General features: G+C 62.7%; 23 protein-coding genes and 1 tRNA gene. 10 read left to right on the forward strand and 14 right to left on the reverse strand.

Going from position 1 to position 26,126, the window contains the following annotated elements; genetic code table 11:
• Positions 1–106: 106 nt before the first annotated feature.
• From EI983_RS17870 to pbpC, 3 genes are read left to right on the forward strand one after another with little or no spacing between them, the layout of a single operon-like run.
• Positions 107–5,545, forward strand: a complete 5,439-nt coding sequence (locus EI983_RS17870; protein ID WP_157708699.1) for an alpha-2-macroglobulin family protein — start codon at positions 107–109, stop codon at positions 5,543–5,545.
• A gap of 4 nt (positions 5,546–5,549) precedes the next feature.
• Positions 5,550–6,119: a putative glycolipid-binding domain-containing protein gene (locus tag EI983_RS17875; RefSeq protein ID WP_157708700.1), complete on the forward strand. Its 570-nt coding sequence runs from the start codon at positions 5,550–5,552 to the stop codon at positions 6,117–6,119.
• A complete protein-coding gene (gene pbpC / locus EI983_RS17880; protein ID WP_157708701.1) occupies positions 6,109–8,154 on the forward strand; it encodes a penicillin-binding protein 1C in 2,046 nt (681 codons plus the stop codon). Before EI983_RS17875 ends, pbpC begins: the two co-directional genes overlap by 11 nt.
• Before the next feature lie 41 nt (positions 8,155–8,195).
• Here pbpC and EI983_RS17885 read toward each other — a convergent pair whose 3' ends face one another.
• A complete protein-coding gene (locus EI983_RS17885) occupies positions 8,196–9,371 on the reverse strand; it encodes an acetyl-CoA C-acyltransferase family protein (protein WP_157708702.1) in 1,176 nt (391 codons plus the stop codon).
• A gap of 170 nt (positions 9,372–9,541) precedes the next feature.
• Entirely contained in the window at positions 9,542–10,276 is a 735-nt protein-coding gene (locus EI983_RS17890; RefSeq protein WP_157708703.1) for a metallophosphoesterase family protein, read from the reverse strand.
• Positions 10,277–10,371: 95 nt separating this feature from the next.
• Here EI983_RS17890 and EI983_RS17895 point away from each other — a divergent pair, with 95 nt between their 5' ends.
• Both EI983_RS17895 and EI983_RS17900 read left to right on the forward strand, forming a co-directional pair.
• The gene (locus tag EI983_RS17895) at positions 10,372–11,094 is read left to right on the forward strand and encodes an imm11 family protein (RefSeq protein ID WP_157708704.1); all 723 of its coding nucleotides are present in this window, start codon (positions 10,372–10,374) and stop codon (positions 11,092–11,094) included.
• Between the two features lie 55 nt (positions 11,095–11,149).
• On the forward strand, positions 11,150–11,554 hold the full coding sequence (locus EI983_RS17900) for a hypothetical protein (protein WP_157708705.1): 405 nt from the start codon (positions 11,150–11,152) through the stop codon (positions 11,552–11,554).
• Between the two features lie 144 nt (positions 11,555–11,698).
• Here the strand turns inward: EI983_RS17900 and EI983_RS17905 are convergent.
• A tRNA-Pro gene (locus EI983_RS17905) sits at positions 11,699–11,775 on the reverse strand.
• A gap of 115 nt (positions 11,776–11,890) precedes the next feature.
• Between EI983_RS17905 and EI983_RS17910 the strand changes: the two genes are divergently transcribed.
• Positions 11,891–13,252 carry a glutamine synthetase family protein gene (locus EI983_RS17910; protein WP_157708706.1) on the forward strand — a complete coding sequence of 454 codons (1,362 nt, stop codon included), beginning with the start codon at positions 11,891–11,893 and terminating at the stop codon, positions 13,250–13,252.
• 3 nt (positions 13,253–13,255) lie between these two features.
• Here the strand turns inward: EI983_RS17910 and EI983_RS17915 are convergent, their stop codons facing one another.
• From EI983_RS17915 to EI983_RS17925, 3 genes are all read right to left on the reverse strand, one after another.
• Positions 13,256–13,612 (reverse strand): hypothetical protein, encoded by a 357-nt coding sequence (locus EI983_RS17915; protein WP_157708707.1) that lies wholly within the window; start codon positions 13,610–13,612, stop codon positions 13,256–13,258.
• 102 nt (positions 13,613–13,714) lie between these two features.
• Positions 13,715–14,821 (reverse strand): 3-isopropylmalate dehydrogenase, encoded by a 1,107-nt coding sequence (gene leuB, locus EI983_RS17920; protein ID WP_157708708.1) that lies wholly within the window; start codon positions 14,819–14,821, stop codon positions 13,715–13,717.
• Positions 14,822–14,881: 60 nt separating this feature from the next.
• Positions 14,882–15,778, reverse strand: a complete 897-nt coding sequence (locus tag EI983_RS17925; RefSeq protein WP_157708709.1) for a LysR family transcriptional regulator — start codon at positions 15,776–15,778, stop codon at positions 14,882–14,884.
• A 96-nt stretch (positions 15,779–15,874) separates the two neighbouring features.
• Here EI983_RS17925 and EI983_RS17930 point away from each other — a divergent pair, with 96 nt between their 5' ends.
• Positions 15,875–16,798, forward strand: coding sequence for a Rossmann-fold NAD(P)-binding domain-containing protein (locus tag EI983_RS17930; RefSeq protein WP_198389337.1), 924 nt, complete (start codon positions 15,875–15,877; stop codon positions 16,796–16,798).
• Between the two features lie 93 nt (positions 16,799–16,891).
• Positions 16,892–17,779 carry a hypothetical protein gene (locus EI983_RS17935; protein WP_157708710.1) on the forward strand — a complete coding sequence of 296 codons (888 nt, stop codon included), beginning with the start codon at positions 16,892–16,894 and terminating at the stop codon, positions 17,777–17,779.
• A gap of 39 nt (positions 17,780–17,818) precedes the next feature.
• Here EI983_RS17935 and EI983_RS17940 read toward each other — a convergent pair whose 3' ends face one another.
• The 7 genes from EI983_RS17940 to EI983_RS17975 form a co-directional block, all read right to left on the reverse strand.
• The gene (locus EI983_RS17940) at positions 17,819–18,832 is read right to left on the reverse strand and encodes an endonuclease/exonuclease/phosphatase family protein (protein ID WP_246162226.1); all 1,014 of its coding nucleotides are present in this window, start codon (positions 18,830–18,832) and stop codon (positions 17,819–17,821) included.
• A gap of 62 nt (positions 18,833–18,894) precedes the next feature.
• Positions 18,895–19,929, reverse strand: coding sequence for a hypothetical protein (locus tag EI983_RS17945; protein ID WP_343038615.1), 1,035 nt, complete (start codon positions 19,927–19,929; stop codon positions 18,895–18,897).
• A gap of 177 nt (positions 19,930–20,106) precedes the next feature.
• Positions 20,107–20,712 (reverse strand): 3-isopropylmalate dehydratase small subunit, encoded by a 606-nt coding sequence (leuD, locus tag EI983_RS17950; RefSeq protein ID WP_157708712.1) that lies wholly within the window; start codon positions 20,710–20,712, stop codon positions 20,107–20,109.
• A complete protein-coding gene (leuC, locus tag EI983_RS17955) occupies positions 20,712–22,115 on the reverse strand; it encodes a 3-isopropylmalate dehydratase large subunit (RefSeq protein ID WP_157708713.1) in 1,404 nt (467 codons plus the stop codon). The genes leuD and leuC overlap by 1 nt, the downstream gene beginning before the upstream one ends.
• Positions 22,116–22,293: 178 nt before the next feature.
• Positions 22,294–22,806: a hypothetical protein gene (locus EI983_RS17965; RefSeq protein WP_157708714.1), complete on the reverse strand. Its 513-nt coding sequence runs from the start codon at positions 22,804–22,806 to the stop codon at positions 22,294–22,296.
• A gap of 6 nt (positions 22,807–22,812) precedes the next feature.
• On the reverse strand, positions 22,813–23,514 hold the full coding sequence (locus EI983_RS17970; RefSeq protein WP_157708715.1) for a response regulator: 702 nt from the start codon (positions 23,512–23,514) through the stop codon (positions 22,813–22,815).
• Positions 23,511–24,008 (reverse strand): MarR family winged helix-turn-helix transcriptional regulator, encoded by a 498-nt coding sequence (locus EI983_RS17975; RefSeq protein ID WP_157708716.1) that lies wholly within the window; start codon positions 24,006–24,008, stop codon positions 23,511–23,513. Before EI983_RS17975 ends, EI983_RS17970 begins: the two co-directional genes overlap by 4 nt.
• Before the next feature lie 168 nt (positions 24,009–24,176).
• Between EI983_RS17975 and EI983_RS17980 the strand changes: the two genes are divergently transcribed.
• Positions 24,177–25,043 (forward strand): branched-chain amino acid aminotransferase, encoded by an 867-nt coding sequence (locus EI983_RS17980; RefSeq protein ID WP_157708717.1) that lies wholly within the window; start codon positions 24,177–24,179, stop codon positions 25,041–25,043.
• 2 nt (positions 25,044–25,045) lie between these two features.
• Here EI983_RS17980 and EI983_RS17985 read toward each other — a convergent pair whose 3' ends face one another.
• Complete coding sequence (locus EI983_RS17985; protein WP_198389338.1) at positions 25,046–25,633, reverse strand: TetR/AcrR family transcriptional regulator; 588 nt, start codon at positions 25,631–25,633, stop codon at positions 25,046–25,048.
• Between the two features lie 99 nt (positions 25,634–25,732).
• On the opposite strand from EI983_RS17985, the gene EI983_RS17990 reads away from it, so the two are divergent.
• Positions 25,733–26,101 carry a hypothetical protein gene (locus EI983_RS17990; protein WP_157708719.1) on the forward strand — a complete coding sequence of 123 codons (369 nt, stop codon included), beginning with the start codon at positions 25,733–25,735 and terminating at the stop codon, positions 26,099–26,101.
• Positions 26,102–26,126: the final 25 nt, after the last annotated feature.

Below are 26,126 nucleotides of genomic sequence, written 5' to 3' on the forward strand. Positions count from 1 at the left end.
AACATGCGCCAACATGGTGAAGATCGGCTTAAGACCCGCCCGGGGGAATCGTTGCCAACCCCGGGTCGGGCATGGCACGATATGCCCCATAGAAAGGGAGGGTTTCATGCTCCGTCATTTGATTTCCGTTTTGTTCATTGCCACCTTCGCTGCGCCCCTGGCCGCACAGTCCACCGCCGAAGCGCCCGTTCCCGACCGGCGCCAGATTGTGACCCAGGATGTGGATTTTTACGGCTCGGACCTGCAGGCCCTGTTCGACACCACAAGGCAAGCCTGTCGCACCGCCTGTTTTTCCAACCCCGCCTGCAAGGCGTATACGTTCAATACAAAATCAAATGCCTGCTTCCCCAAATCCGAAATCTCCGACCGGGTGCCGTTTGAAGGGGCCATTTCCGCCCAGATGATCGACACCGATGCCGGTGTACTTGCCCGCGCCTCACAGCGCCGGGAAGACCTGTCTTTCCTTTCCGGGCGCGATATCTCCCAGGCGCGGGCGCTTGCCAACGATATCGGATCGCGTCATCCCGGCGGGCAGTATGACGTGCCCTTCATGCTCAACGCCGCACAGGAGCGGATCGCGCAGAATGATTACCTCAATGCCATGCGCTGGACCGGGGCCGTTGTCGCCGCGACAGACGCGCCCGATCAATGGGCCGAATACGCCCGCCTTTCCAGCCTGATCCAGACCAACGACTCGAGCAAAAAGCGCCGGTATCAGGCGCAGGCTTTCGAAGGCGCGGTCAATGCGTATCTGCGCGCAAATGCCGATCCGATCCGCATCAACGCGCTGATGCTGATGGCGGACGCTTTGGAAGACAACCGGCGCGGCCGCGACATGATCCGCGCCCTGCGCCTGGCCGAGACGATCCAGCCGCGTCAGGACATCATTGCCGAACTCGACAGCGCCATCGCAAAGTATGGCTTCCGCATCACCGAACACCGCGCGGATAACGAAACCGCCAGCCCCCGTCTCTGCGCCGAGTTCTCCGAGCCGCTGGTGCGCAGCGGCGTCGATTACACACCTTTTGTGAAATTGCCCGATGCCGGGATGGTGGTGCAGGCGACCGGCAACCAGATCTGCGTCGATGGTGCGCAGCATGGCCAGCGCTACACGGTGACATTCCGCGAGGGGCTGCCCGCGGCCAGCGGTGAGGCGCTGATCAAAGATGTGGAGATCAGCCTTTATATCCGTGACCGCTCTCCCTCGGTGAATTTCCCCGGTCGGGCCTTCGTCCTGCCCAAGACGGACGATGCGGCCCTGCCGATCGAAACGGTCAATCTGGACGAGGTCGAACTGACCCTGCGCCGCGTCAGCGACCGCAACCTGTTGCGCGCCATCCAGGAGGATTACTTTGGCCGCCCCCTGGGCGAATACGACCTCTACGGCTTTCGCGACAACGTGGCCGAGGATGTCTGGACCGGTGTCGGCGAAGTGGGCAACGAACTGAACCAGACCATGACCACCCGCCTGCCCATGGGCGAGGCTCTGGCCGGGCAGGACCCGGGAATGTTTGCCCTGACCGCAAGCATCGATGGCGTACCGCTTTACGAAGATCCCGGCGCCACGCAGTGGTTCGTGCTGACCGATCTGGGGCTGACCTCTCTCAAGGGCAATGATGGCCTGCACATGATGGTACGCGGCCTGTCGGATGCCGCGGCCGAGGAGGGCGTGAAGCTGACCCTGCTCTCGCGCTCCAACCGCGAGCTGGGCGAGGCGATGACCGATGCCGAGGGTCATGCGCTCTTTGCTCCCGGCCTGACCCGTGGGAGCGGCGGGGCCGCGCCCGCACTGGTGATCGCCGAGGCGGCGAATGGCGACACGGCGTTCCTGAACCTCACCGACCCCGCTTTTGATCTGTCCGACCGGGGTGTCGAGGGCCGCGAGCCCGCGCCGCCGGTCGATGTGTTCCTGGCCACCGACCGGGGTGCCTATCGCGCGGGCGAGGTGATCCATGCCACCGTTCTGGCCCGCGACGAAGTAGCCGATGCCATCCCCGGCCTGCCGATGACCGCGATCCTCAAGCGCCCCGATGGGGTGGAATATTCGCGCATCGTATCGACGGAGGATGCTGCCGGCGGGCATGTCTTTACCCTGCCCATCGGGGCCACCGCCCCGCGCGGCACCTGGACGCTCGATATCAAGGCCGATGTGGACGCGCCCGCGCTGGCCACCCGGCAGCTTCTGGTCGAGGATTTCCTGCCCGAGCGCATCGACTTTGATCTCAGCCTGCCCGAGGGCCAGATCCGCCCCGGCGATGTGACCGACCTGACGATTTCCGCGCGCTATCTTTTCGGCGCGCCGGGAGCCGGGCTTAAGGCGGGCGGCACCGCCAAGCTCCGCGCCCTGCGCACGCTTGAGGCCTTCCCCGGCTACCGCTTCGGGCAGCACGATGTGCGCGCGCCCTCACCCACCGCCTATCTCGACAGCGGCGAGACCGATGCGACCGGCACACTGATCCTGCCGGTCGAACTGCCCCAGGCAGAGGTGGCCGACCGGCCCTATGAGGTGCGCATGACGATCAGCGTACAGGAAGGTTCCGGCCGCCCGGTGGAACGTAACCTGACACGCATGCTCGCCCCCGCCGGTCCGATGATCGGGATCAAACCCGGCTTTGACGATGTGGTGCCCGAAGGCGATGAGGCCACATTCCAGGTCATCGGGATCGGGCCAGACCTGTCGCCCGCGCCGATGCAGGTCCGCTGGACGCTCAACCGCGTCTCCACCCGCTACCAGTGGTATCAGCAATATGGCAGCTGGAACTGGGAGCCGATCACCACCCGCAAACAGATCGCGACCGGCGAAGGCGCGTTGGGGGATGGCCCGTTGTCGGTCACGGCCCCGGTCGAATGGGGGCAATACGAGCTTCTGGTCGAGCGCAGCGATGGCGTCTATGTGGCCGCCTCGTACAGCTTCTATGCCGGGTGGTATGCGCCGTCTGACGCCTCCAGCACCCCCGACACGCTGGAGCTTTCACTGGATCGGCCGGATTACACACAGGGCGATACCGCGACCCTGCGTATCGTGCCGCGCTATGACGGTGTGGCGATGGTCACGGTGATGTCCAACCGCGTGATCGCGCGGCAGGCGGTCGATGTCAGCGCGGGCGAAAACCTGATCCCGCTCTCGGTCACCGAAGATTGGGGCGCCGGGGCCTATGTCACGGCTCAGGTGATCCGGCCGATGGATGTCAGCGCGGGCCAGAACCCGGCGCGCGCGCTGGGGCTGGCCTATGCCAGGATCGATCCGGGCGAGAAACAGCTCAGCGTGCGCATTGACGCGCCGGAGCTGTCAAACCCCCGTGGCCCGTTGCCCGCCACCGTCACCGTCGAAGGCCTCGGCGCTGGTGACACCGGTTATGTTACCCTCGCCGCCGTGGATCTCGGCATTCTCAACCTCACCGGCTTTGAAAGCCCAGACCCTTCCGGTCATTACTTTGGTCAGCGCCGCCTTGGCGTCGAAATCCGTGATGTGTACGGTCGCCTGATCGATGGGCTGAACGGGGCGCAGGGACAGATCCGTTCGGGCGGCGATGCAGGCGGCGGTATGCAGCGCCAATCGCCCCCGCCCACCGAAGAGCTGGTCGCCTATTTCTCGGGCCCCGTGACCGTGGGCGCGGATGGCACGGCTGAGATCGCTTTCGACATTCCCGACTTCAATGGCACCGTGCGGCTGATGGCCGTGGCGTGGTCCGGCAAAGCCGTGGGCCAGGCCGAGCGCGACGTGATCGTGCGCGACCCAGTCGTTGTGACCGCCACGCTGCCGCGGTTCCTGGCACCGGGCGACACCAGCCAGCTTCTGCTGGAGATCATCCACGCGGACGGCCCCAGCGGACGCATGGGGCTGGATGTGTCCGCCAATGGGCTGACCCTGGTCGGCGGCGCCCCGTCGGGTATCGACATGACCGATGGTCAGAAGGTTGTCCTGAGACTGCCGGTAACGGCAGGCGAAGTCGGCGATCACAGTCTGCGCGTGGCGCTCACCACACCCGATGGCAAGCTGCTGACCAAGGGGCTGACCTTGGGCGTGCGCTCCAACGATCCCACCACCTCGATCACGCGGCGGCTATCGCTGGCGGCGGGCGATACGTTCACGCTGGATGACAACGTCTTTGCCGGGCTGCGCGGAGGCGAGGGCGTCGCTGTCGTCTCGGCCGGGCCGCTCAGCAAGCTCAATGCGCCGCGGCTGCTCTCTGCGCTGGACCGCTACCCCTATGGCTGCACCGAGCAGATCACCTCCCGCGCCATGCCGCTGCTGTATTTCAACCAGGTCGCGCAGGCACTTGGCCTTGGCGACGCGGACAAGGTCCAGGAACGGATCGACCAGGCAATCGCGCAGGTGCTCACCCGGCAATCCAGCAACGGGGCCTTCGGTCTCTGGCGGGCCTCCTCGGGCGACTTCTGGCTTGATGCCTATGTGGCGGATTTCCTCAGCCGGGCAAAATCCAAGGGCCATGACGTGCCACAGCTTGCCTTCTCGATGGCGATGGACAACCTGCGCAACCGGGTGAACTACGCGCCCGATTTCGACAAGGGGGGCGAGGATATCGCCTATGCGCTTCTGGTGCTGGCCCGTGAAGGCGCGGCCAGCATGGGTGACCTGCGCTACTATGCCGATGTGAAGGGCAGTGCCTTTGCCACGCCCATCGCCTCGGCCCAGCTTGGCGCGGCGCTGGCCGCCTACGGCGATCCCACCCGCGCGGACCGGATGTTTGCCCAGGCCATGCGCCAGATCGCGGTGATCCAGGGGGCCGAGCAACAGTTCTGGCGCGCCGATTACGGCACCCGCCTGCGCGACAGGGCCGCCGTTCTGGCACTCGCGGTCGAAGCAGGCAGCAACGCAATCAACGCCGATGCGCTTGCAGGCACGCTCACCAATACCGGCCCCTATATGTCGACCCAGGAAAGCGCATGGACCCTGATGGCCACCGCCGCGCTGATCGATAACCCGGCGATTGGCGGGCTGACGCTCAATGGTCAGACCGTCTCGGGGCCTTTCGTCCGCAAATTCGACGCGCAGGGCCTGAGCCCGCAGGCGATCACCAACACCGGCAGCGGCGCCACGGATATCACGCTGACCACTATCGGCGTGCCGGACGTGCCGGAGCCTGCGGGTGGCTACGGCTACGCGCTCAGCCGTGCCTATTATGACCTTGACGGCAATACGGTCAGCCTCGACAGCGTGGCCTCGGGCACGCGGCTGGTTGTGGTGCTGACCGTGTCGCCTTTCGAGTCCGGCGAGGCGCGGCTGATGGTGGACGATCCGTTGCCTGCGGGGCTTGAGATCGACAACCCGAACCTGTTGCGCACCGGCGATGTTCGGTCGCTTGACTGGCTCAAGCCCGCTACGCCCGAGCATCAGGAGTTCCGCTCGGATCGCTTCCTTGCGGCGGTCGACTGGCGCTCGGACAAGCCGTTCCAGCTGGCCTATATGGTCCGCGCCATTGCACCGGGCAGCTATCATCACCCGGCCGCCATCGTCGAGGACATGTATCGCCCGCAATACCGCGCCTGGACCGACACCGGCGCCATGCAGGTGACCGAGTAGGCCCATGCCGGGCCAGACCATCGCCACCGCCGACTGGCGCGCACTGGACAGGGTGGGCGAGGACAGTTGCCGCCTCGCCCGCACCTCCGGCGGCTGGATGCTGGTGGGGCACGCCCGGTTCCACGATGCCGACGGCTTTGCCGCGCTCGACTACGTAGTGCGCTGCGATGACGGCTGGCACACGCTCAGCGCCGACATCTCGGGCACCCATGAGGACAAGACCATCCACCTCGCCCTGCACCGCGAGGCCGGGGAATGGGTGTTGAACGATGAACCGCAACCCCAAGTCAGCGGGGCGTTGGATGTGGACCTTTCGTTCACTCCGGCCACCAACCTCATGCCCCTGCGCCGCCTGCAGGATGGGACCGAACACGATCTGCGCACCCGCGCCGCCTGGCTGCGCTATCCGGCCTGCGAATTGGCGCCGTTGGATCAGGTCTATACGTTCAAGGGCAGGCAGGTTTTGTATGCGGCCCGTCAAACCGGGTATGAAACCGAGTTGAGCGTGGATGACAGTGGCTTTGTCACGCTCTACCCCGGCCTGTGGGACGGGGAGGTGCGCCATGCGGGTTGAGCGGCTGATCCTGGGGCTGGCCCTGATCCTGGTGCTGGCGGCCTTCGGGCGCGACCGGCTGGATCAGTGGATTGACGCCACGGACCTGCCGCCGCTCTTTGCCGAGACCTCCGTCGAACTGCGGGACCGAAACGGGGCTCTTCTGCGGATCTATACCGTGGCTGACGGGCGCTGGCGGCTGGCGGTGACCCCCGAACAGGTGGACCGGCAGTTCATCGACATGCTCATCGCCTATGAGGATCGCCGGTTTTACACCCATTCCGGCGTCGATCTGCGCGCCATGCTGCGGGCGGTGGGGCAAGCGGTCTGGCACGGCGAGGTGGTCTCGGGCGGCTCGACCCTGACCATGCAGGTCGCGCGCCTGCTGGAGGAGAGCGGCACCGGGCGCTGGCGTGGCAAGCTGAGGCAAATGCGCGTGGCCTGGGCGCTTGAACGCAAGCTCGGCAAAGAGCAGATCCTGCAACTCTATCTCACCCACGCGCCCTATGGTGGCAATATCGAAGGGGTGCGCGCCGCCACGCTGAGCTGGTTCGGCAAGGAGCCCGCGCGCCTGACCCCGGCCGAAGCCGCGCTGCTGGTGGCGTTACCGCAATCCCCCGAAAGCCGCCGCCCTGACCGCAACCGCAAACAGGCCGAAGCCGCCCGCGACCGGGTGCTTGATCGCATGATCAGCCGCGATGCGCTTGATCCGGACACAGCCCGTGCTGCGCTGTCCGAGCCTGTTCCTGCCTCGCGGCGCCCCTTCCCGGCGCTGGCACCGCACATGGCAGACCTCGCAACACGGGACGCGCCCGAAGCGCTCCTGCATCGGCTGACGCTTGATGCCCCGCTTCAGCGTAGCCTTGAAGGGCTTGCCAAGGCGGCGCTGAACGGTCTGCCAGAGGACCTGTCGGTCGCGATTGTGCTGGCCGATCATCAAAGCGGTGAAATCCTCGCCTCGGTCGGGTCCGCCGGTTACGATACAGGCACGACACGGCAGGGCTTTGTCGATATGACCCGCGCCCGGCGCTCGCCCGGCTCGACGCTCAAGCCGCTGGTTTACGCCATGGGTTTTGACCGGGGACTGGCGCATCCGCAAACCCTGATCAATGACCGGCCCGTGTCCTTTGGCCGCTATGCGCCACAAAACTTCGACGGCGCGTTCCGCGGCGAACTGCCCGTGGCCGAAGCGCTGCGCCAATCGCTCAACATCCCCGTTGTGCTGCTCCTGGATCAGATCGGCCCGGCGCATCTGATGGACGTTATGCGCCGCGCCGGAACCCAGCCTAAACTACCCGGTGATCAGGCCGGGCTTGCCGTGGCTCTGGGGGGCGTGGGCCTCTCGCTGACCGAGCTGGTACAGCTTTACGCCATGCTGGGACAGGGCGGGATGGAGCGGCCTCTGCATTGGCGGCTGGGCGACGGCGCGCAGGGCGAGGACCGCATCCTCAGCCCCTCCGCAGCCTGGCAAGTGGGGGACATCCTTGCAGGCCTCGCCCCGCCTGCCAATGCCCCGGCACGCCGCATCGCCTACAAGACCGGCACGTCCTATGGCCACCGCGATGCCTGGGCGATCGGCTATGACGGACGGCATGTGGCGGGGGTGTGGATCGGGCGGCCCGACGGCACACCGGTGCCCGGCGCCTTTGGCGGCGATCTGGCGGCGCCTGTCCTTTTCGAAGCGTTCCAGCGGCTCAAGGCGGAGGCCGATCCGCTGCCGCCCCCGCCACCCGAAACGCTGCTTCTGGCCACCGCCGATCTGCCGCAACCCCTGCGCCGCTTCACCGGGCGCAACGCAGTGTTTCAGGCCGCCCCCGATGCGCCCAAGCTGATCTTTCCGCCCAGCGGCGCGGTGCTCGACGGGGCGAATGCCGATGTCCCGGTGAAAGTCCGCGACGGCACCCCGCCCTTCAGCTGGATGGCCAATGGCAAGCTGGTGCGCGCCGGCGTCTACCGGCGCGAAATAACCCTGCCCGGGATGGGGCAGGGCTTTTCTCATCTGTCGGTGATTGATGCCGAAGGCCGCGCGTCGCGGGTAACAGTCCGGATCGAATAGGCCGTAGGGTGCGTGATCTCACGCACCCCGGAGTCTTTGAATCAGAGCGCCTCGATCGCCAGGGCAATGCCCTGTCCGCCGCCGATGCACATGGTGATCAGGGCTTTCTTGCCGCCGATCCGCTCCAGCTCATAAAGCGCCTTCACGGTCAGGATCGCACCCGTGGCCCCCACCGGGTGACCCAGTGCAATGGCACCGCCATTCGGGTTCACCTTGGCCGGGTCCAGCCCGAGGCCCTTGTTCACCGCCAGCGCCTGCGCGGCAAAGGCCTCGTTCGATTCGATCACGTCGAAATCCTCGACCTTGAGCCCGGTTTTCTCCAACAGACGCGTCACGGCAGGCACCGGGCCGATGCCCATCACCTGCGGGCGCACCCCGGCCAGCGCATAGCCCAGAACCCGTGCACTCGGCTTGAGGCCCGCGGCCTCGGCGGCACTGGCCTGCGCCAGAACCACGGCAGCCGCGCCATCGTTGATCCCGCTGGCATTGCCCGCAGTCACCGAGCCGTCCTTCTGGAACACGGCGCGCAGACCGGCCAGCGCTTCCATGGTGGTCGGTTTGGGGTGTTCATCTGTGTCGAACGCAACCATGTCGCGCTTTACCTTCACCTCGATCGGGGCGATCTGCGATTTGAAATGACCGGCTTCGATGGCCGCCGCTGCGCGCTTCTGGCTCTCGACGGCGAAGGCGTCCTGCTGCTCGCGGGTGATGTCGTGCTCGGCGGCCACATTCTCGGCGGTGACGCCCATATGCCCGGTGCCGAACGGGCAGGTCAGCGCGCCTACCATCATATCGACGGTGCGGATGTCGCCCATCTTGGCGCCCCAGCGCTGATCAGGGTTGATGAAGGGCGAGCGGCTCATGCTCTCGGCCCCACCGGCCACGGCAAACTCGGCGTCGCCCAGTTGCAGCGACTGCACCGCCGAAACGATGGCCTGCGCGCCCGAGCCACAGAGCCGGTTCACGTTCATCGCAGGCGCCGCATCGGGGATACCTGCATCCATCGCCGCCACACGGCTGAGATACATGTCACGCGGCTCGGTGTTGATCACATGGCCAAAGACCACATTGCCAACCTGTCCGGGCTCCACACCAGCGCGTTCAAGCGCGGCCTTGGTCACATGCGCGCCCAGCGCTGTCGGAGGGGTCCCGGCGAGTGAACCGCCGAAAGTGCCAATTGCGGTGCGCGCACCGTCGAGAAGTACGATATCGGTCATGAGAGTCCTCTTACGATCCTGTGATTTGCCAGCGGCTTACCGAATCGTGGCCGTATCAGGCAAGGTGACGAAATCGCCCGGTCCTCAAAAACTTTGCAAATTTGCAGATTTGATATGACACTTTTCACAGTGTTATCTGAGCGTTACCCTCTGACCGAGGGCCCTCCGCGTCAGAGCGTCACATCCCGCGGCAGCAGCGCTTCCCGCCCATGAGTCGACAAAAGCCAGCAGTCGCGCCCCTCGAATACCGCCACATGCAGATCACGGCCCCATCCGGCCCCCCCATCCAGCGCCACGCGGTTGCCGTGATGCTCGGGCCATTGCACAGGAGAATGGCCATGCACGATCAGTTTCCCATGATCCCGCGGGTCCGACAGGAACGGCTCGCGAATCCACATCAGGTCTTCGGCCGTCTGCAAGCCCAGAGGCACCCCCGGCATGATCCCGGCATGGACCAGGATCAGGTCCTCCGTGTGCAATGTCAGCGGTAGTGACGCAAGAAAGGCGCGATGCGCATCCGGCACCGCCTGCCGCGCCGCGTTCCAGTTCGGGTCTGCTTCCGACACGGTGATCCCGTAAGAGGCCAGTGTTTCCTGTGCGCCCATGGTCTTGGAGATCCAGGTCAGGCTGTCGCGCAGCCTCGGCGATGTGATCTGTCCGCTGTCCAGAAACTCCAGGAAAAGCTGATCGTGATTGCCCCGGATCACCGTCCAGTCACGGCCCTCCGCGATCCCGTCGATCAGTGTCTGGATCACGCCCCGGCTGTCCGGCCCCCGGTCCACGAGATCGCCAAGGAACACCACCCGCGCCTGCACCCCGCCCTCCGCCTCGATCAGGCCAAGCGCTGCGTCAAGTTTGTCTTTGTAACCGTGGATATCGGGGATAACGTAAAGCGGTTCTTGCATGGGGCGCATCATCCGCAGGGCTTTGGCGAGGTCAAGACATCGAAATCGAAAAAGGCCCCGAGAAGGACCCTTGCCTCCCGAAGGCGAAAAGGCAGGTGTCTAGGAAACTAGGGGCATCTCAATGGTCGAGAAAGCAGCAGCGTCTTGCATCGCTGCAGTTTGGCGATGAGGCGTTTATGGCAAGGAAAAAACCGAAAGTCTGGGTGACCCGCGGGTTTCATTCGACAATGACCAAAGGGGGCTGGCTGGATCTGGAAACCTGGGCGGAAGAGCCGCGGGAATATGTCGAGATTCAGAACCATTACAACCAAAAAGAACTCATGCCAGACAAGTATTGGCCGACCGGCTTGTTCGTTAAATACAAGAAGGGTCAGGGCACTGTCATCAAGGCCATCAAGGATGTTTGCGTCACCCGACTTGGCATCATCGTGATATCAAAACGTTTCTACGACCTCCTGCAGCAGTTCAATCTTGGTCAGACAGCCTTCCGGGCGATGCCGGTCTATGGCTACGACCGGACCACCAGGTTTCCGGAAGACTATTACATGATGCAGATGCTGGAATTCCGTTCCTTCGCGCAGCCCGAGGAGATGGAAAATGCCAGACCTACAACTCTGGGGTTATTCAATTGGTATCCTGACAAACCGGCACATAAACCAATCTTGAAAGTTCCAGATGGTCACGATCTTGACCTATGGATGGACGAAAAACTGCGCAACTGGGTTTTCGTTTCAGACCGTCTGAAAGAAGCGATCAAATCTGAGCAGATAAAAGGCGCGCAGCTGGGTTTCCGGCCGTGCAAATTGCTTGACGATTGAATCCGACTATTTCTTCCCAAAATCAAATAGTTCCAGATTACCCAGGAGTTCCTGAATGTCCAATTTTACGTTTCACATTCATTACATTTTTCCAACATCGTCGCTCGAAATTTATGGGGATGCGCTAAATACACTTTTCGGCGGAGCTGAAAACAACCCGTTTGGAAAAGATTCCATTCTGAACAAAATTCCATTGCCAAGCGGCAGCGCCTTCGCGGATGCACTCTCGGCTCTTAATGCGGCGAACAATACCGTTTTTTCCGATCTGGGAATTGGGGCAAACTATCATGGGGGAGGACACCAATCTTATAACACGTTTGTTTCTGGAGTCCTCGAACAGATTTTCAATCAACCAGGCCTTGATACTTACCAGCAACAAGTCGCAGTGTTCGCTTTGCACAGCTTCCTCACTGATATGGCCGTATCGGGTGAACCTAGATTCTCTGAGATTTTCGGCTAAGTCTCGGTGAGGCGTACAGGATTGGAACCTGCTAACCACTGATTACGAGCTTTGAATCAAGGAAATTGAACCATTGTCTCGGTATTCCCGAGACAAAAACGAGACAACTCGGAAGATCGCATCACGCTAAGCAATTGTTTTAATTGGTCGGAGTGAGAGGATTCGAACCTCCGGCCCCTGCCTCCCGAAGACAGTGCTCTACCAGGCTGAGCTACACTCCGACTTGCCGTCGGCGGATATAGAAAGCCGCAGGGTTTTGCAAGCACTCTTGCAGCGGTGATTGACAGGGACATCCCTGCCTGCCTCAATCGGGACAAAACCGAAGGGAGCCCGCTGATGTATCTCACCGCCGACGACCTTACCGCCTTCCGCCAGGCGCATCCGCAGGCCGACACGCTCGATGCGATCGTGATCGACCTGTGTGGCAATGCCATTGGCAAGCGACTGCCGATCAGCCAGGCCGAGAGCATGATCAAGGGCGGCACGCCGATCTGTGCCGCGATGCAGCTTGTGGATGTGATGGGCAATACCGCCGACCCGATGGGCCACGGGTTTTCCAATGGCGACCCGGACGGCATGGCGCGCCCACTGGCGGGCACGCTGCAACCGGTGCCCTGGTCGGGTGGGAAGCGCGCGCAGGTGCTGTGCGAGCTCACCGATGCCGAGACCGGCGCGCCTTTCTGGTATGACCCCCGGCGCGTTCTGTCGAAGGTCTGCACGGAATTCGAGGCTCTGGGGGTGCGCCCTGTACTGGCGCTGGAACTGGAGTTCTACCTGATCGACAAGCACCGCGATGAGAATGGCAGGCCCATACCCTGCGCCGCCCCGACCCATGGCCGCCGCGAGACGCAAGGCCAGGTGTTGTCGCTGGCCAAGCTCGATGAATTCGAACACATCATTGAAGCCATGCAGGACACAGCGCGCGCCCAGGGCCTGCCCGTCACCACCGTGATCAGCGAATATGGCGCTGGCCAGTTCGAGATCAACCTCGAACATCAGGACGACCCGCTCATGGCCGCCGATCATGCCGCCCTGCTGCGCCGCGCAGTGCAGGCCACGGCGCGGGCGCAGGGTTATGACGCCACCTTCATGTCCAAGCCCTTTCCGGGCGAATCGGGGAACGGGCTGCATCTGCATCTGAGCCTTGTGGATGAGAACGGCCTGAATGTCTTCGACCCGGCCCGCGCCGATGGCGAGGCCCTGCTTGGTCATGCTGTCGCCGGGCTGCAGGCCACACTGCACGAGGCGATGGCGATCTTTGCGCCCAATCTCAACACCTACCGCCGTTTCCGCCCGGATGAGTTTACCCCGGTCACCCGCGACTGGGGCGAGAACAACCGCTCTGTCGCCATCAGGTTGCCCCCCTGCCACTCCGGGGCTGCACGGAGGCTGGAGCATCGCGCCTCAGGGGCCGAGGCTAACCCCTATCTGGTGACCGCCGCCGTGCTGGCAGGGGTGCATCACGGCCTTACGCAAAAGCTCGACCCGGGCGACAAACACACCGGCAACGCAGGCGCGGAGGTGGATGAAAGCCTGCCGCTCACGCTCTGGGCCGCGCTGGATGAGCTGACCCGCGCCGAGGTGTTACCGGCTTATCTGGGGGCGGACTATCTGGAGATGTACCACGCGGTGAAGTCCGCCGAATTCACCGATTTCATGGACGAGATTTCACCCCGCGAATACCGCTGGTACCTTTGACCCCTAAAGCGCCAGCGCGCCCTTGCCGAACAGGAATTGCCAGCGGCTGCCGTCGGACATGGTGACAAAGCCCGAGCCGCGGGTCGGTGTTTCGAAATAGGCCGTCCCCACCCCGCGCAGCCCGTTGTTGCACACCACCGGAAAGCTGACCGTGCTGATATCCTGCACCTTTGTGTAGGTGCCCGAACAGACCGCGCGGCCGTTGGTGGCGTGAAAACTGCCCCCTTCGAGGAACGTATCGGTGGCCGAACCGCGGAACATCATCCCGTTCTCGCCGATCACGGTGACCGGATAGGCCACATCGCAGGCGCTGAGCGCGAGAACACCGGCAAGCCCGGCAATGGACATCTTCAATGACATAAGAAAGGCCCTCCCAAAACATGAGCACTGCTCAAGACTTGGGAGGGCCGGTGTCTGCTTGCGAGTCAGGATAACCTGACTAGGTGATCTCTGAGTTTGCCGTTAAACGCTCTCGCCCAGGGCCGCCACGATCGCATCGCCCATCTCGGAGGTGCTGAGCGGTACGCCGCCCTCGGGGCCCATCAGGTCCGCCGTGCGCGCCCCATCGGCCAGCACTTTCTCGACCGCCTCTTCAAGGCGGGTGGCCTCGTCGCCCTGATCGAAGCTGTAGCGCAGCGCCATGGCAAAGCTGAGGATACAGGCGATCGGGTTGGCCTTGCCCTGCCCGGCAATATCCGGGGCCGAGCCGTGCACCGGCTCATACAGCGCCTTGGGCCGACCATTGGCCATCGGCGCGCCAAGGCTGGCGGAGGGCAGCATGCCAAGCGATCCGGTCAGCATCGCGGCACAATCCGACAGGATATCGCCAAAGAGGTTATCGGTCAGGATCACATCGAATTGCTTGGGCGCGCGCACAAGCTGCATCGCGCCATTGTCGGCATACATATGGCTCAGCTCGACATCCGGGTAATCCTCGTCATGCACCTTCTGCACGACCTCGCGCCACAGGATGCCGCTTTCCATCACATTGGCCTTCTCCATCGAGCAGACCTTGTTATTCCGCTTCCGGGCCAGCTCGAACGCCGCCCGTGCCGCACGGTCGATCTCGCTTTCGGTATAGCGCTGGGTATTGATGCCGACACGCTCATTACCTTCTTCGAAGATGCCGCGCGGTTCACCGAAATAGACGCCCGAAGTCAGTTCGCGTACGATCACGATATCCAGGCCCGCCACCACGTCTTTTTTCAGCGACGAGAAATCGGCCAGCGCGTCAAAGCATTGTGCCGGGCGCAGGTTGGCGAAAAGGTCCATCTCCTTGCGCAGGCGCAAGAGACCGCGCTCGGGCTTCACCGAGAAGTCCAGATTGTCGTATTTCGGCCCGCCCACGGCGCCCAGCAGAACCGCGTCCACCTCCTGCGCCTTGGCCATCGTGTCGTCATGCAGCGGGGTGCCGTGCTTGTCATAGGCCGCGCCGCCGACAAGGTCCTCGCTCACGTCGAACTCAAGCCCGCGATTGGCGCCGAACCAGTCGATGATCTTGCGCACTTCTACCATCACTTCGGCACCGATCCCGTCACCGGGCAGAATAAGAATGGAGGGGTTGGCCATGGCTCGCGTCCTTCGTGGTGAAACTCTGTTGCGCTGCCCTAGCGTGAGGGCGCGGGATGGTCAAGAAAGGTGCGGGGCCAGGCCCTCTTCCAGTGCGGCCCAGACGGCAGAAATACGCGGCGTATGGCGCAGGGATTGATGCGTCACCAGCCAGACCGGCAAGGTCGGCAGATCGAGCGGAATATCAAGATGCACGATGCTGTCATCCCCGTCCGCGTTACATGACAGCCCAAACCCGACCCCGCAGCCCGCGCGCACCAGTTCCCAGTTCACCGGGTTGCTGTCACAGCGCAGGGCAAACCACTCGCGCTTGGCGGGCAGGCCGCGTTCGATCATGCCCCTGAGGATCTCTTCGTTGCGGTCATAGCCGATAAGGGGATGCTTGAGCAGCTCCGCCACCGAGCCGGGCCATCCGGCCCGGTCGAGGTATTCCCGGCTGGCATAAAGCCCGAACCGGAATTCCCCCAGCTTCTTGGCCACCAGCTCCACCTGTTCGGGCCGATACATCCGCAGCGCAATATCAGCCTCGCGAAACAGCAGGTTCTCGGTGCTGTCGGTCGACACGATGTCGATCTGGATACTGGGCTGTTCCCGCCGCAGCTTCGCGAGAATCCCGGGCAGAATATAAAGCGAAACAGTTTCGCTTGCGGTGATCCGCACCGAGCCGCTCAACCCGGTCTGCAACCCGGCGGCTGTCAGCGTCACATCATGCATCGCCGCGCGCATCCGCTGTGCGGGTCCGATCAGCGCCGCCCCGTTCTCGGTCAGAACCAGGCCCTTCGGTTGCCGCTGAAACAGCACCTGCTGCAACCTGTCTTCAAGCTGCCTGATCTGACGGCCCAGCGTTGGCTGGCTCGCGCCAAGCTGCCGCGCCGCCGCCGAGAGAGAGCCCGTCTCGGCCACCGCCAGAAAACTGCGAATCAACGCCCAGTCGATATCTTCAAAGGTTTTTGCCATGCATTTTTGCATAACATATGCACCAAAATTGGCAATTCGCATTCCCAAAAGAATAGCTAATGTCAGGCCATCAGCAGATTTGAAAAGGGTTTTCTCATGCGTAAATCGGTATTGATCCTCGGCGCGTCCGGCCGCTTTGGCCGCCATGCCGCAGATGCGTTCTGGAACGCCGGATGGTCGATCAGGGCCTTCGATCGCCAACATGACGACCTGATGCAATCCGCTCGGAACGCGGATGTGATCATCGCGGCCTGGAACCCAGCCTACACCGACTGGGCCGAACAGCTCCTGCCGCTTCACCGCCGGATTATCGCCGCCGCCAAGGCCAGTGGCAGCACCGTGATCCTGCCCTGCAATGTCTATGTCTACGCGCCGGATGCCCCTTTGCCCTGGGGGCCGGATACCCCGCATGAGGCCCAAAACCCCATGGGCCGTTTGCGCATCGAGGTGGAAACGCTCTATCGTGAAAGCGGGGTGCGCACCGTTTTTCTACGCGCGGGCGATTTCATCGACACCGAGAGTACCGATAGCTGGCTCGACAAAGTTATTCTTCAGCCTCTGCACAAAGGACATATCTCCTATCCGGGCCGCCTTGATGCGCCGCATAGCTGGGCATGGCTGCCCGATATGGCACAGGTCGCCGTTCATCTTGCCGAGGCACGGGCCGATCTCGCGCCGATCGAAGAGGTCTGTTTCGAAGGCTACACCCTCACCGGGGCCGAGCTTGCCCAGGCGCTGAGCGCGGCCACCGGCCTGCCGGTCTGTACACGGTCGATGCCGTGGTGGCCGCTTCATCTGGCGCGCCCGCTCTGGCCGATGGCGCGGCACCTTATCGAAATGCGCTATCTGTGGGACACAGCGCACCGGCTCTCCGGTGACAAGCTGCGCGATCTCTGCCCGGCATATCGCGATACGCCGCTGGAGGACGCGCTCGTTCAGGTCGCGCAATATGTCCTTCGCGACAGGCTGAAACACAGCGGCAAACCTCCACTGCCCGGTGCCAGATTGCGACTGTCATGACAAACGCGGTCGGCACCGGAATTTAGGGGATTCATTCCTGCTTCAACCCCGATATACTGCTGAGAAAAAAGACCGAGCAGACAAGGTGGCAGGATGGAACGCTTCGCGGCGGTAACGATGGTATATCAGGATTACTGGTTCCTGAAGCTTTGGCTGGACTATTACAGCAAGCAATTCGGACGCGAGAACCTCTATGTGCTTGGGCATGGGTATGACGAACAGCACGAAGAGATGTGCGCGGGCGCCAACCTGATCCGGGTGCCGCGCAATGGCATGTTCCCCGATTTTGACGCGCAACGCTGGCGGATGCTGTCGGACTATACCGCGATGCTCAAGCGACATTATTCGGCCGTCATCTGCACCGACGTGGACGAGATCATCGTTGCGCACCGCAAACCCGGCGAGCTGGCGAATGTCATTTCCGATCACGGCCTGCCCGGCAGGGCCGGCGCCATCGGCTTCGAAGTGCTGGGCGGGGACGAATTCGACGAAACCAGACCCGTCCTTCAACAGACCCAGGGCTGCGTTTTCTCCTCACGCTATTCCAAACCCTGCGTGATCCGCACACCCGGTCAGTTTACCCCCGGCGCGCATGGCATGAATGAAGACTGGCAGCACAGTGACGAACTGGTGCTGTTCCACCTGCAATACGCCAACGGCACCCTGCGGACCCTCCGCAAACAGGCCCTGCGCGACGACATCCGCGAAGCAGCCCGCACGGCCGACAGACACCGCGCCGATCACAGGGTTGCCGGGCTAAAGGACTGGGTGCGCGGCAAGGAAGTCGCGTATCGGCGCACTCTCGGTATTCTTGAAGACGGAGAGCACCTGCCGTTCGAACAGGCCGTGGCGCGGTGTCATGATGTTCTGGAAAAGACCATGTTCCGCACCGAAGATGGCCCCGTCCGCGTGCGCCCGCGTCAGGCCCGGTTCTTCCGCACCAGCACCCATGTGCCCGAGCATCTCGCCACGGTGTTCTGACCTTCGGGGCAGGCCCGGTTCGGCGTCCGCGCTTCCGCCCTAATTGAGGCTCATATCCACCCAGACAAGCCGGTGTCGGCTGGCCGTTGCCGCCAGTTCCGCCGCCGGGTCGCCCTTGGGTGGCCAATAGACCCCCGCGCCCCGCACCACGATCTCTGCCGATGGCAGGACATAGCTCACCCGGCGGTGCCCGGGGTCAGGCGCAGGCCAGGCCACCGTGTCAAGCCGTGGATCACCTGCATGGCCGGGATGATCGGCCAGCGGCCCCCGCGGGCGCGCAGGCTCCGGGTCTTGCAGGCGCGGATCGGTAAGCAACGCGCGGATCGCCTCGCGCCGTCCGTCGCCATCTTCCGGGTCGAGATTGGCATTGCCGATCAGCACGAAAGGCGGCTCCGGCACGGCGCCGAACGCTCCGTCGAGAAGATGCCGCCAGAAGATGAGCTGATCGTGGTTGCGTCTGCCGTTGCGGTCCTCCACCCCGTCAAACACCGGCGGCGCCGCATGAAAGGCCATCAGCACGAGCGGACCTGACGGGGTTTCGACCGGCACCATCCAATGCGCAACCGAGGCGAGCCGCAAAACCGCCTGCGCCTCGGCCGACGGGAATGGCGCACCGTCACGCTGCGGTAGCAGCGCACCCGGCAGATCGGCCCAGAGAAGGCCGCTGAAATCCCGCGCCATGTCGGCACCGATCGGGTAACGCGACAAAAGCGCCATGCCGCCCTCACCATAGAAACGGCCAAAACCCTGATTGTCCTCAGGTTCCCCCAGACGGCCGTCACCATCCATGTCCAGCCCGGTGGGAACCCCGGCATTTGGCGGCAGAGAAAAGGCATAGGGGTACTCCACCCCGCCGTCCCGCAGCCAGCTTTGCAAGGCGGCCAGGGTCGCCTGACCATGATCGTAATCCACCCCCTGCACCAAAAGGATATCCGGCGAGGTTTCGGCCAGGACCGCCCGAAACGCAAGCAACTGCGGATCATCCCCCTTCAGGATGTCACGCAGCAACAGCCCGGGCCCGTCACGGGACAGCTCGGCATGATAGGTGGCCACGCGCAGACGCTCCGCCGATCCCGGCACCGGGGCCAAAAGCCCCACAATAAAGGCAAGAAAAGCTAAACTTGCTGGAAGCCAGCAACACCGGCATTGGCATAGGCGCGCCTGCGCTTGTCCTCGATCAGGCTGGCAAGGCGGCTCATCGCGATGCCGCGCATCAACATGCTTGCCGGAAGAAATGCCCATGCTGTCACCGTCCAGACCAGGGTTTGCGGATTGCCCATCGAAACCGGGTCGACGATGGCAGATGCGGCCTTGACCGCTGCCGGTATGATAAACGGCAGAAGCGCCCCAATTACAATGTTTAGCCCGGCATCGCGTTTCAGCCGCGCCAGAACGTCACCGCCCCCTGTAGGGTCGAACAGCGGCATGTTCATCCAGACATTGAACGCACCTGTGCGCGTGGGCCAGCCCAGAAGCCGGACAAAGGTCAGAAACAGGAACATCATGGTGAGCGATGCCATATAGGCAATGCCCGACGCCGTGCGCACCAGTTCCACAAGCTGAGGCGAGGCGTCCGGCGGCAGCATCAGCACCATCAGGCGCACCGGCGAGTAGGGAAAGTCGATCGCGGCCCCCAGATCACTGCCCAGCTTGCTCAGCAGAAACCCCATATCGCTCGGCGCGACATTCTGACGGCAAATCAGCGTGATCAGCAGAATAGAAATGGCAAGACCGCCGAATTTCAGCCGGTTATAAGGCGGGGCAAAGCGGAATTCGATGATGCTCGGAGACCGACCGTAATATTCCATAAAGGTCATTGAGGCGGCAATCAGGGCCAGGATCACCACAAACTGCTCGGAATCCGAACCGGGCGACGACAAAAGCAGCGATGGCGTCAACACCAGCAACGCGACAAAAAACGCACGCACCAGCGCGCCGGTCAGCTGTGAAAACACTGCTCTTTTCCCTTCAACCTGGTCTGACGCAGTACGATGCTGCATCATTGTCCCAACTTGATCCCGCACATTGTGGCGGTGTGCCTCATTCTTGCCCAATTTTTGCCCTCTTTCACCAAGCAGCTCAAGAACTTGGTTAAGAAGACTTAAAATTTGCGGCAAATTCATGGGGATAGTGGTGCGGGAATGCATCATTTCCGGCACAAGATTTTGACGGCCTTGTGTGTCAACACAAGATGTTGGGGTTCAAAGGGTACCCGCGTCAAAAATTTGGACAGGGCTGGAAAATGGTTTGTTTCCGATTTGCGGCTTGTCCTTTGCCACAATGGCACCGCGCGAGAGGGCCCGCGCGGTGCGTTGGCGAACCTTCGCTCAGACCCAGGGCCGCTCGGCGCTGGCCCGACTCTCGAAACTATCGATCGCCGCGGCTTTCTCCATCGTCAGGCCGATATCGTCAAGCCCTTCCATAAGGCAGCGTTTCTTGAACGCGTCCACCTCGAAGGAAAACACCTCGCCGTCCGATGTGGTGATCGTCTGCGCCTCAAGGTCCACGGTCATCCGCGCATTGGCGCCCTTCTCGGCGTCCTTCATCAGCACATCGACCTGCTCTTGCGGCAGTGCCACCGGCAGGATGCCGTTCTTGAAGCAGTTGTTGTAGAAGATATCGGCAAAGCTGGGCGCGATGACACAGCGGATGCCGAAATCCTTGATCGCCCAGGGCGCGTGCTCCCGGCTCGATCCACAGCCGAAATTGTCTCCGGCCACAAGGATCTCGGCCTCGCGATATTGCGGCTGGTTCAGCACGAAATCGGAGATCTCGTTGCCCTGCCGGTCATAGCGCATCTCGTCAAACAGGTTCACGCCCAGCCCCGAGCGCTTGATCGTCTTCAGGAACTGCTTGGGGATGATCATATCGGTGTCGATATTCACCAGCGGCATCGGTGCCGCGATCCCGGTGAGTGTTTCAAACTTGTCCATTACATCAACTCCCGCACATCGGTCAGTTTGCCCGTGATCGCCGCCGCCGCCGCCATTCCTGGGCTCACCAGATGGGTCCGGCCCTTATAGCCCTGACGCCCCTCGAAGTTGCGGTTTGAGGTTGAGGCGCACCGCTCCCCTTCAGAGAGCTGATCGGGGTTCATCGCCAGGCACATGGAGCAGCCGGCAAGCCGCCACTCAAAGCCCGCCTCGCGGAAGATATCGGCAAGCCCTTCTTCCTCGGCCTGCGCCCGCACAAGGCCCGAGCCGGGCACGACCATGGCGCGTTTCACCTTGATCTTCTTGCCCTTCAGGATCTCGGCCGCGGCGCGAAGGTCTTCGATCCGCCCGTTGGTGCAGGAGCCGATAAAGACCGTGTCGATCTCGATCTCGCTCAGCGGTGTGCCGGGGGTCAGGCCCATGTAATCGAGCGAGCGTTGCGCGGCACCCACTTTGCCGCCTTCGAAATCGTCGGGGCTGGGGACATTGGCGGTGATCGGCAGAACATCCTCGGGCGACGTGCCCCAGGTCACAACCGGGGCGATGTCTTCGCCCTTGATCGTGATCACCTTGTCCCAATGCGCGTCGTCATCGGAATAAAGCGTTTTCCACCAGGCCAAGGCCGCTTCCCATTGAGCGCCCTTCGGCGCATGCGGCCGACCCATCACATACTCGAATGTCTTCTCATCCGGGGCGATCAGCCCGGCGCGCGCACCGCCTTCGATCGCCATGTTGCAGACGGTCATACGGCCTTCCATGGACAGGTCGCGAATGGCCTCGCCGCAATATTCGATCACATAGCCGGTGCCGCCTGCCGTGCCGGTCTCGCCGATCACACTCAGGGTGATATCCTTCGCCGTCACGCCGGGGCGCAGCTTGCCGGTGATCTCCACCTTCATGTTCTTCGATTTCTTCTGGATCAGGGTCTGCGTGGCCAGCACATGCTCCACCTCGCTTGTCCCGATCCCGTGCGCCAGCGCGCCAAAGGCACCGTGCGTCGCGGTGTGGCTGTCGCCGCAAACCACGGTCATGCCCGGCAGGGTCCAGCCCTGTTCGGGGCCGACAATATGCACGATCCCCTGGCGCACATCGCTGACCGGGTAATAGTGAATGCCAAACTCCTTGGCATTCTTGTCGAGCGCGGCCACCTGAATGGCGCTGTCCTCGGTCATGTTCGCAGGATCCTCGCGGCCCGGCGTGGTGGGCACGTTGTGGTCCGGCACGGCGATGGTTTTCTCCGGTGCGCGCACCGTCCGGCCTGCCATGCGCAGCCCTTCAAAGGCCTGCGGGCTGGTCACCTCATGCACGAGGTGACGGTCGATATAAAGAAGGCAGGTGCCATCCTCGGCCTCATGAGCCAGATGCGCATCCCAGATCTTGTCATAGAGTGTCTTGGGGGACATGTGTCCTCTCCCATAGCTGATTGGAATAAACGTACGACAGAGAGTGCCACCCTATAGGTGGGCAAGTATCGTCTGCGCTGCGCCAAAAAACCGCCAGGGCAGGCGCGCGCGGTCATCCATGTCGAAAATCCGTGTCATGCGGATGATCTACGCCCGAGATAGACAGACTTCAAGGATTCTATGCGCGGAGCAACCGCCGCCGCGCCGCAGAGAGCAACTGGCGGGAATAGAATATGTGCGGCCAAAGCAATGACTCGAACCCGAGCCCAAGCCTTGCCTGCCCGGTTTTGCGGTCGATCACCGGCATCACAACACTGCCGAACATCAGCTTTGTCCCGATCCCCTGCGCGGTTGAACCGGGCACCAGCATGAACCAGGATGACGTCCGCCCCGCCCGCATCAGAAGCTGGTTCTCCCCCCGCTCGACCATATGCCAGAGGGCAAAACGGTCTGCCTCGCCCGTCCCGACCCGCCGCGCCTCTGCATCCGTCGATGGCGCCCCTGCAAAAAAGCGGAGGATCAGCCGCTCGCACCGGAAAAGCGGTGTCGTATAGAAGGCCGTGATATAGTCGGCAAAGCTCACATCCCCGGCAATTGCGGCCTCAAAGCAATCGGTATAGACCCCGTCGCCCTGGCCCACCCTGTCCAGAAAACTGCCCGCCGGGGGCGGCACCTGCGCGACCGTACTCATCACGGATCAATCCGGGGCCAGCATATACCCCTCACCGCGCACCGTTTGCAGGTAGCGCGGCTGTTTCGGGTCGGCCTCGATCTTGCGGCGCAGTCGGGTGATCTGCACATCCACCGCGCGTTCCTGCGCCTGGCCCTTGTCACGGCCCAGTTCCTCGACCAGCTTGCCCCGGCTGACGGGCTGGCGCAGATGCTCCGAAAAGATGCGCATAAGCTGCACCTCGGTCGCCGTCAGCCGCACCACCTGGTCGCCCATCAGCAACTCGGCACGCTCAATGTCATAGCGCACCGGCCCGAGGTTCAGCATCTTCGGCGTCACGCTTTCGGGCTCCGGCTCCGGCATCCGCCGCAGGATCGCGTTGATCCGCAGGAGAAGCTCCTTGGGTTCGAACGGCTTGGCCAGATAGTCATCCGCTCCCGCCTCCAGCCCTTCGATCCGGTCCTCCGTCTCGCCTTTCGCGGTCAGGAGCAGGATCGGCGTCTGAAGTGTCTCCCGCAGGGACCGGGTGAGCGACACCCCATCCTCGCCCGGCATCATCACATCCATGACAATCAGGTCGAACTCCAGCCCCGACAGGACCGACCGCGCATGCGCCGCATCCCGCGCCACCGATACAAGAAAACCGTTGCGCTGAAGGAACTTGCGCAAGAGGCCGCGAATACGCTCGTCGTCATCGACAATCAGCAGATGGGGGGCTGGGTCGCTCATGACTCACCTTCTTTCAACGCATGGTATTGCCGACGCATATCCGGGTCCATCATTGCCTCCAGCACCTTGCGAAAGCCCGCCACCGCCTCCGGCCCCGCCGTGCGGTAGGCCGCGCGCATCCGCGCCCTTTGTGCATCGCTGAGCTTGCGTTCCAGCGCCGCGCCTGCCTCGGTCAGGGTCAGGTGCCGTTCACGACGATCCGCCTTGCCCACCCGGCTTTCCACCAGCCCATCCTCAACCAGCGTGCGCAGGACGCGGTTGAGCGATTGCTTGGTCACACCGAGGATGTTCAGCAGATTGTTCACCGTCGTGCCGGGGCTACGCGAGATAAAGTGGATCGCACGGTGATGCGCCCGCCCATAGGCCATGGTCGCCAGAATACGGTCCGGGTCCGCCGTGAATCCGCGATAGGCAAAGAACATCGCCTCGCTGCCCTGACGCAGCTGCTCATCGGTCAGAAACAGGAGCGCCTCGCCCCCAGGCCCGTCTGACATGCCCCACCCCGTTCACTTTGCACCGCTTCATCTGTCATAATACGTCAGCTTTGTTGACATTCCAAGGTTCAACTGGTACCGAATCGCAGTTTTTGCGACATTTTATGTCCACATCGGGCATATTTTGCGCAACATATGAAAACCGCTAGGCCGAAAAGGAGGCTCGATATGGCTGGCTATGATGATCGCGACGGCACCATCTGGATGGACGGGAAGCTGATTAACTGGCGCGAGGCCAATGTACATATCCTGACCCATGCGATGCACTACGCTTCGTCAGTCTTCGAAGGGGAGCGGGCCTATAACGGCAAGATCTTCAAAAGCCGGGAACATTCCGAGCGTCTGCATTTCTCGGCCGGAGAACTGGATTTCATTATCCCCTTCTCGGTAGACGAGATCGAAGCGGCCAAAACGGCGGTGCTTGAGGCCAACGGCCTGACCGACGCCTATGTGCGTGCAGTCGCCTGGCGCGGCGCTGGCGAGGATATGGGCGTCGCCTCGGCGCGGAACCCGGTGCACCTGGCCATCGCGGCCTGGGAATGGGGCGCCTATTACGGCGATGCCAAGATGAAGGGCGCCAAGCTCGATATCTCCAAGTGGAAACGCCCCAGCCCGGAAACGATCCCGGTCCATGCAAAGGCCGCCGGGCTCTACATGATCTGCACCACCTCCAAACACGCGGCCGAGGCCAAGGGCTGCTCCGACGCGCTCTTCATGGATTACCGCGGCTATGTGGCCGAGGCGACGGGCGCCAATATCTTCTTCGTCAAGGATGGCGAAGTGCACACGCCCCTGCCTGATTGCTTCCTCAACGGCCTCACACGACAGACCGTGATCGGCATGCTGAAGGATCGTCAGATCAAGGTGCATGAGCGCCACATCATGCCTGAAGAGATGGAAGGGTTCGAGCAATGCTGGCTGACCGGCACCGCTGCGGAAGTGACCCCTGTGGGCCAGATCGGTGATTACACGTTCGAGGTGGGCGCGCTGACCCGGCAAATCGCCGAGGATTACGAGAAGCTGGTGCGCAGCTGATCCTACCGCTGATACAGCATCAAAAAATCCCTCACCGCGCGGTCCACCTGCGCGGTGATTTCTTTTTCGGAGGGCGGATTGGCCACGCCCAGTAACCGCTCCAGCTGCGCCTCTCCCTTTACCAGCACGACAAACCGCTCCGCCGCCTCAGTAGGGTTGTCCAGCTCCATATGCCGCGATAACCAGGCCGCCAGCTTGGGCAGGGACTTCGCCTTGCCCTCCCCGATCAGCGTCTTGCCCAGTGTCGCATCGCCCCCTGCATCGGCAATCGCCGCGCGGTTGATGGCCACCGAGGCGTCACCACAGACCAGTGTCAGAAGCTCCCGTCCAAAGGCATGCAGCCCCTCCTCCAGCGGCATGCTTGCAAAGTCCTCGGGCAAGGCCTTGTCCAGTGCCGTCGCATTTGCCCGAATCAAAGCGCCGAAAAATCCGGCCTTGTCCCCAAACCAGTTATAGAGCGTCTCCTTACTCGCGCTGGCCTTGCGGGCAATGGCGATCATCGACGCCCCGCGCCAGCCCTTTTCGATCAAGACACTGAGACCATGCGATAAAATCTCGCGCCTGCGGTCCTCCTGCTCGGTATCCTTCACGGCTGAACTCCTTTGCTGAAAAGGGTGGGTTGACTTTAGCGTACCCATCGGTACGGTACAAGGCGTACCATGTGGTACGGCAACCCAAGGATAAGACCTATGACCCAAGACACAGCTCAGGCCCAAAGTATCGGCGCCGCCTGTTTGATGCTGATCACCGTGCAGGGCATCATGCTCGCCTCGCTCTATTTCGACGTCGCCCCGCACCCGCCACGTGTGATCCCGCTTTTCGCGATGCCGCCTTTCCTCGCGGTCTCGATCGGCACGGCCCTTTGCGCCATGCGCCTCACCGGCACCCGCATGGGCAACATCCTGGCCGGTCTCGCTGCGCTTTTCGCCCTGCTCAGCTTTGGCCCGCAGAAATACTTTGACCCGGCTTTCCCTGAAATCTGGATCGCCGTCATCGCCAGTCAGCTTTCCGTGCTCGCCATTCTCTACGCGCTTGTCGCGCAAAGAGAGCCGTCATGACCCTTGCCACAAAAAAGGCCGGGCA

Source organism: Roseovarius faecimaris (assembly GCF_009762325.1).
GTDB classification, from domain to species: Bacteria; Pseudomonadota; Alphaproteobacteria; order Rhodobacterales; family Rhodobacteraceae; genus Roseovarius; species Roseovarius faecimaris.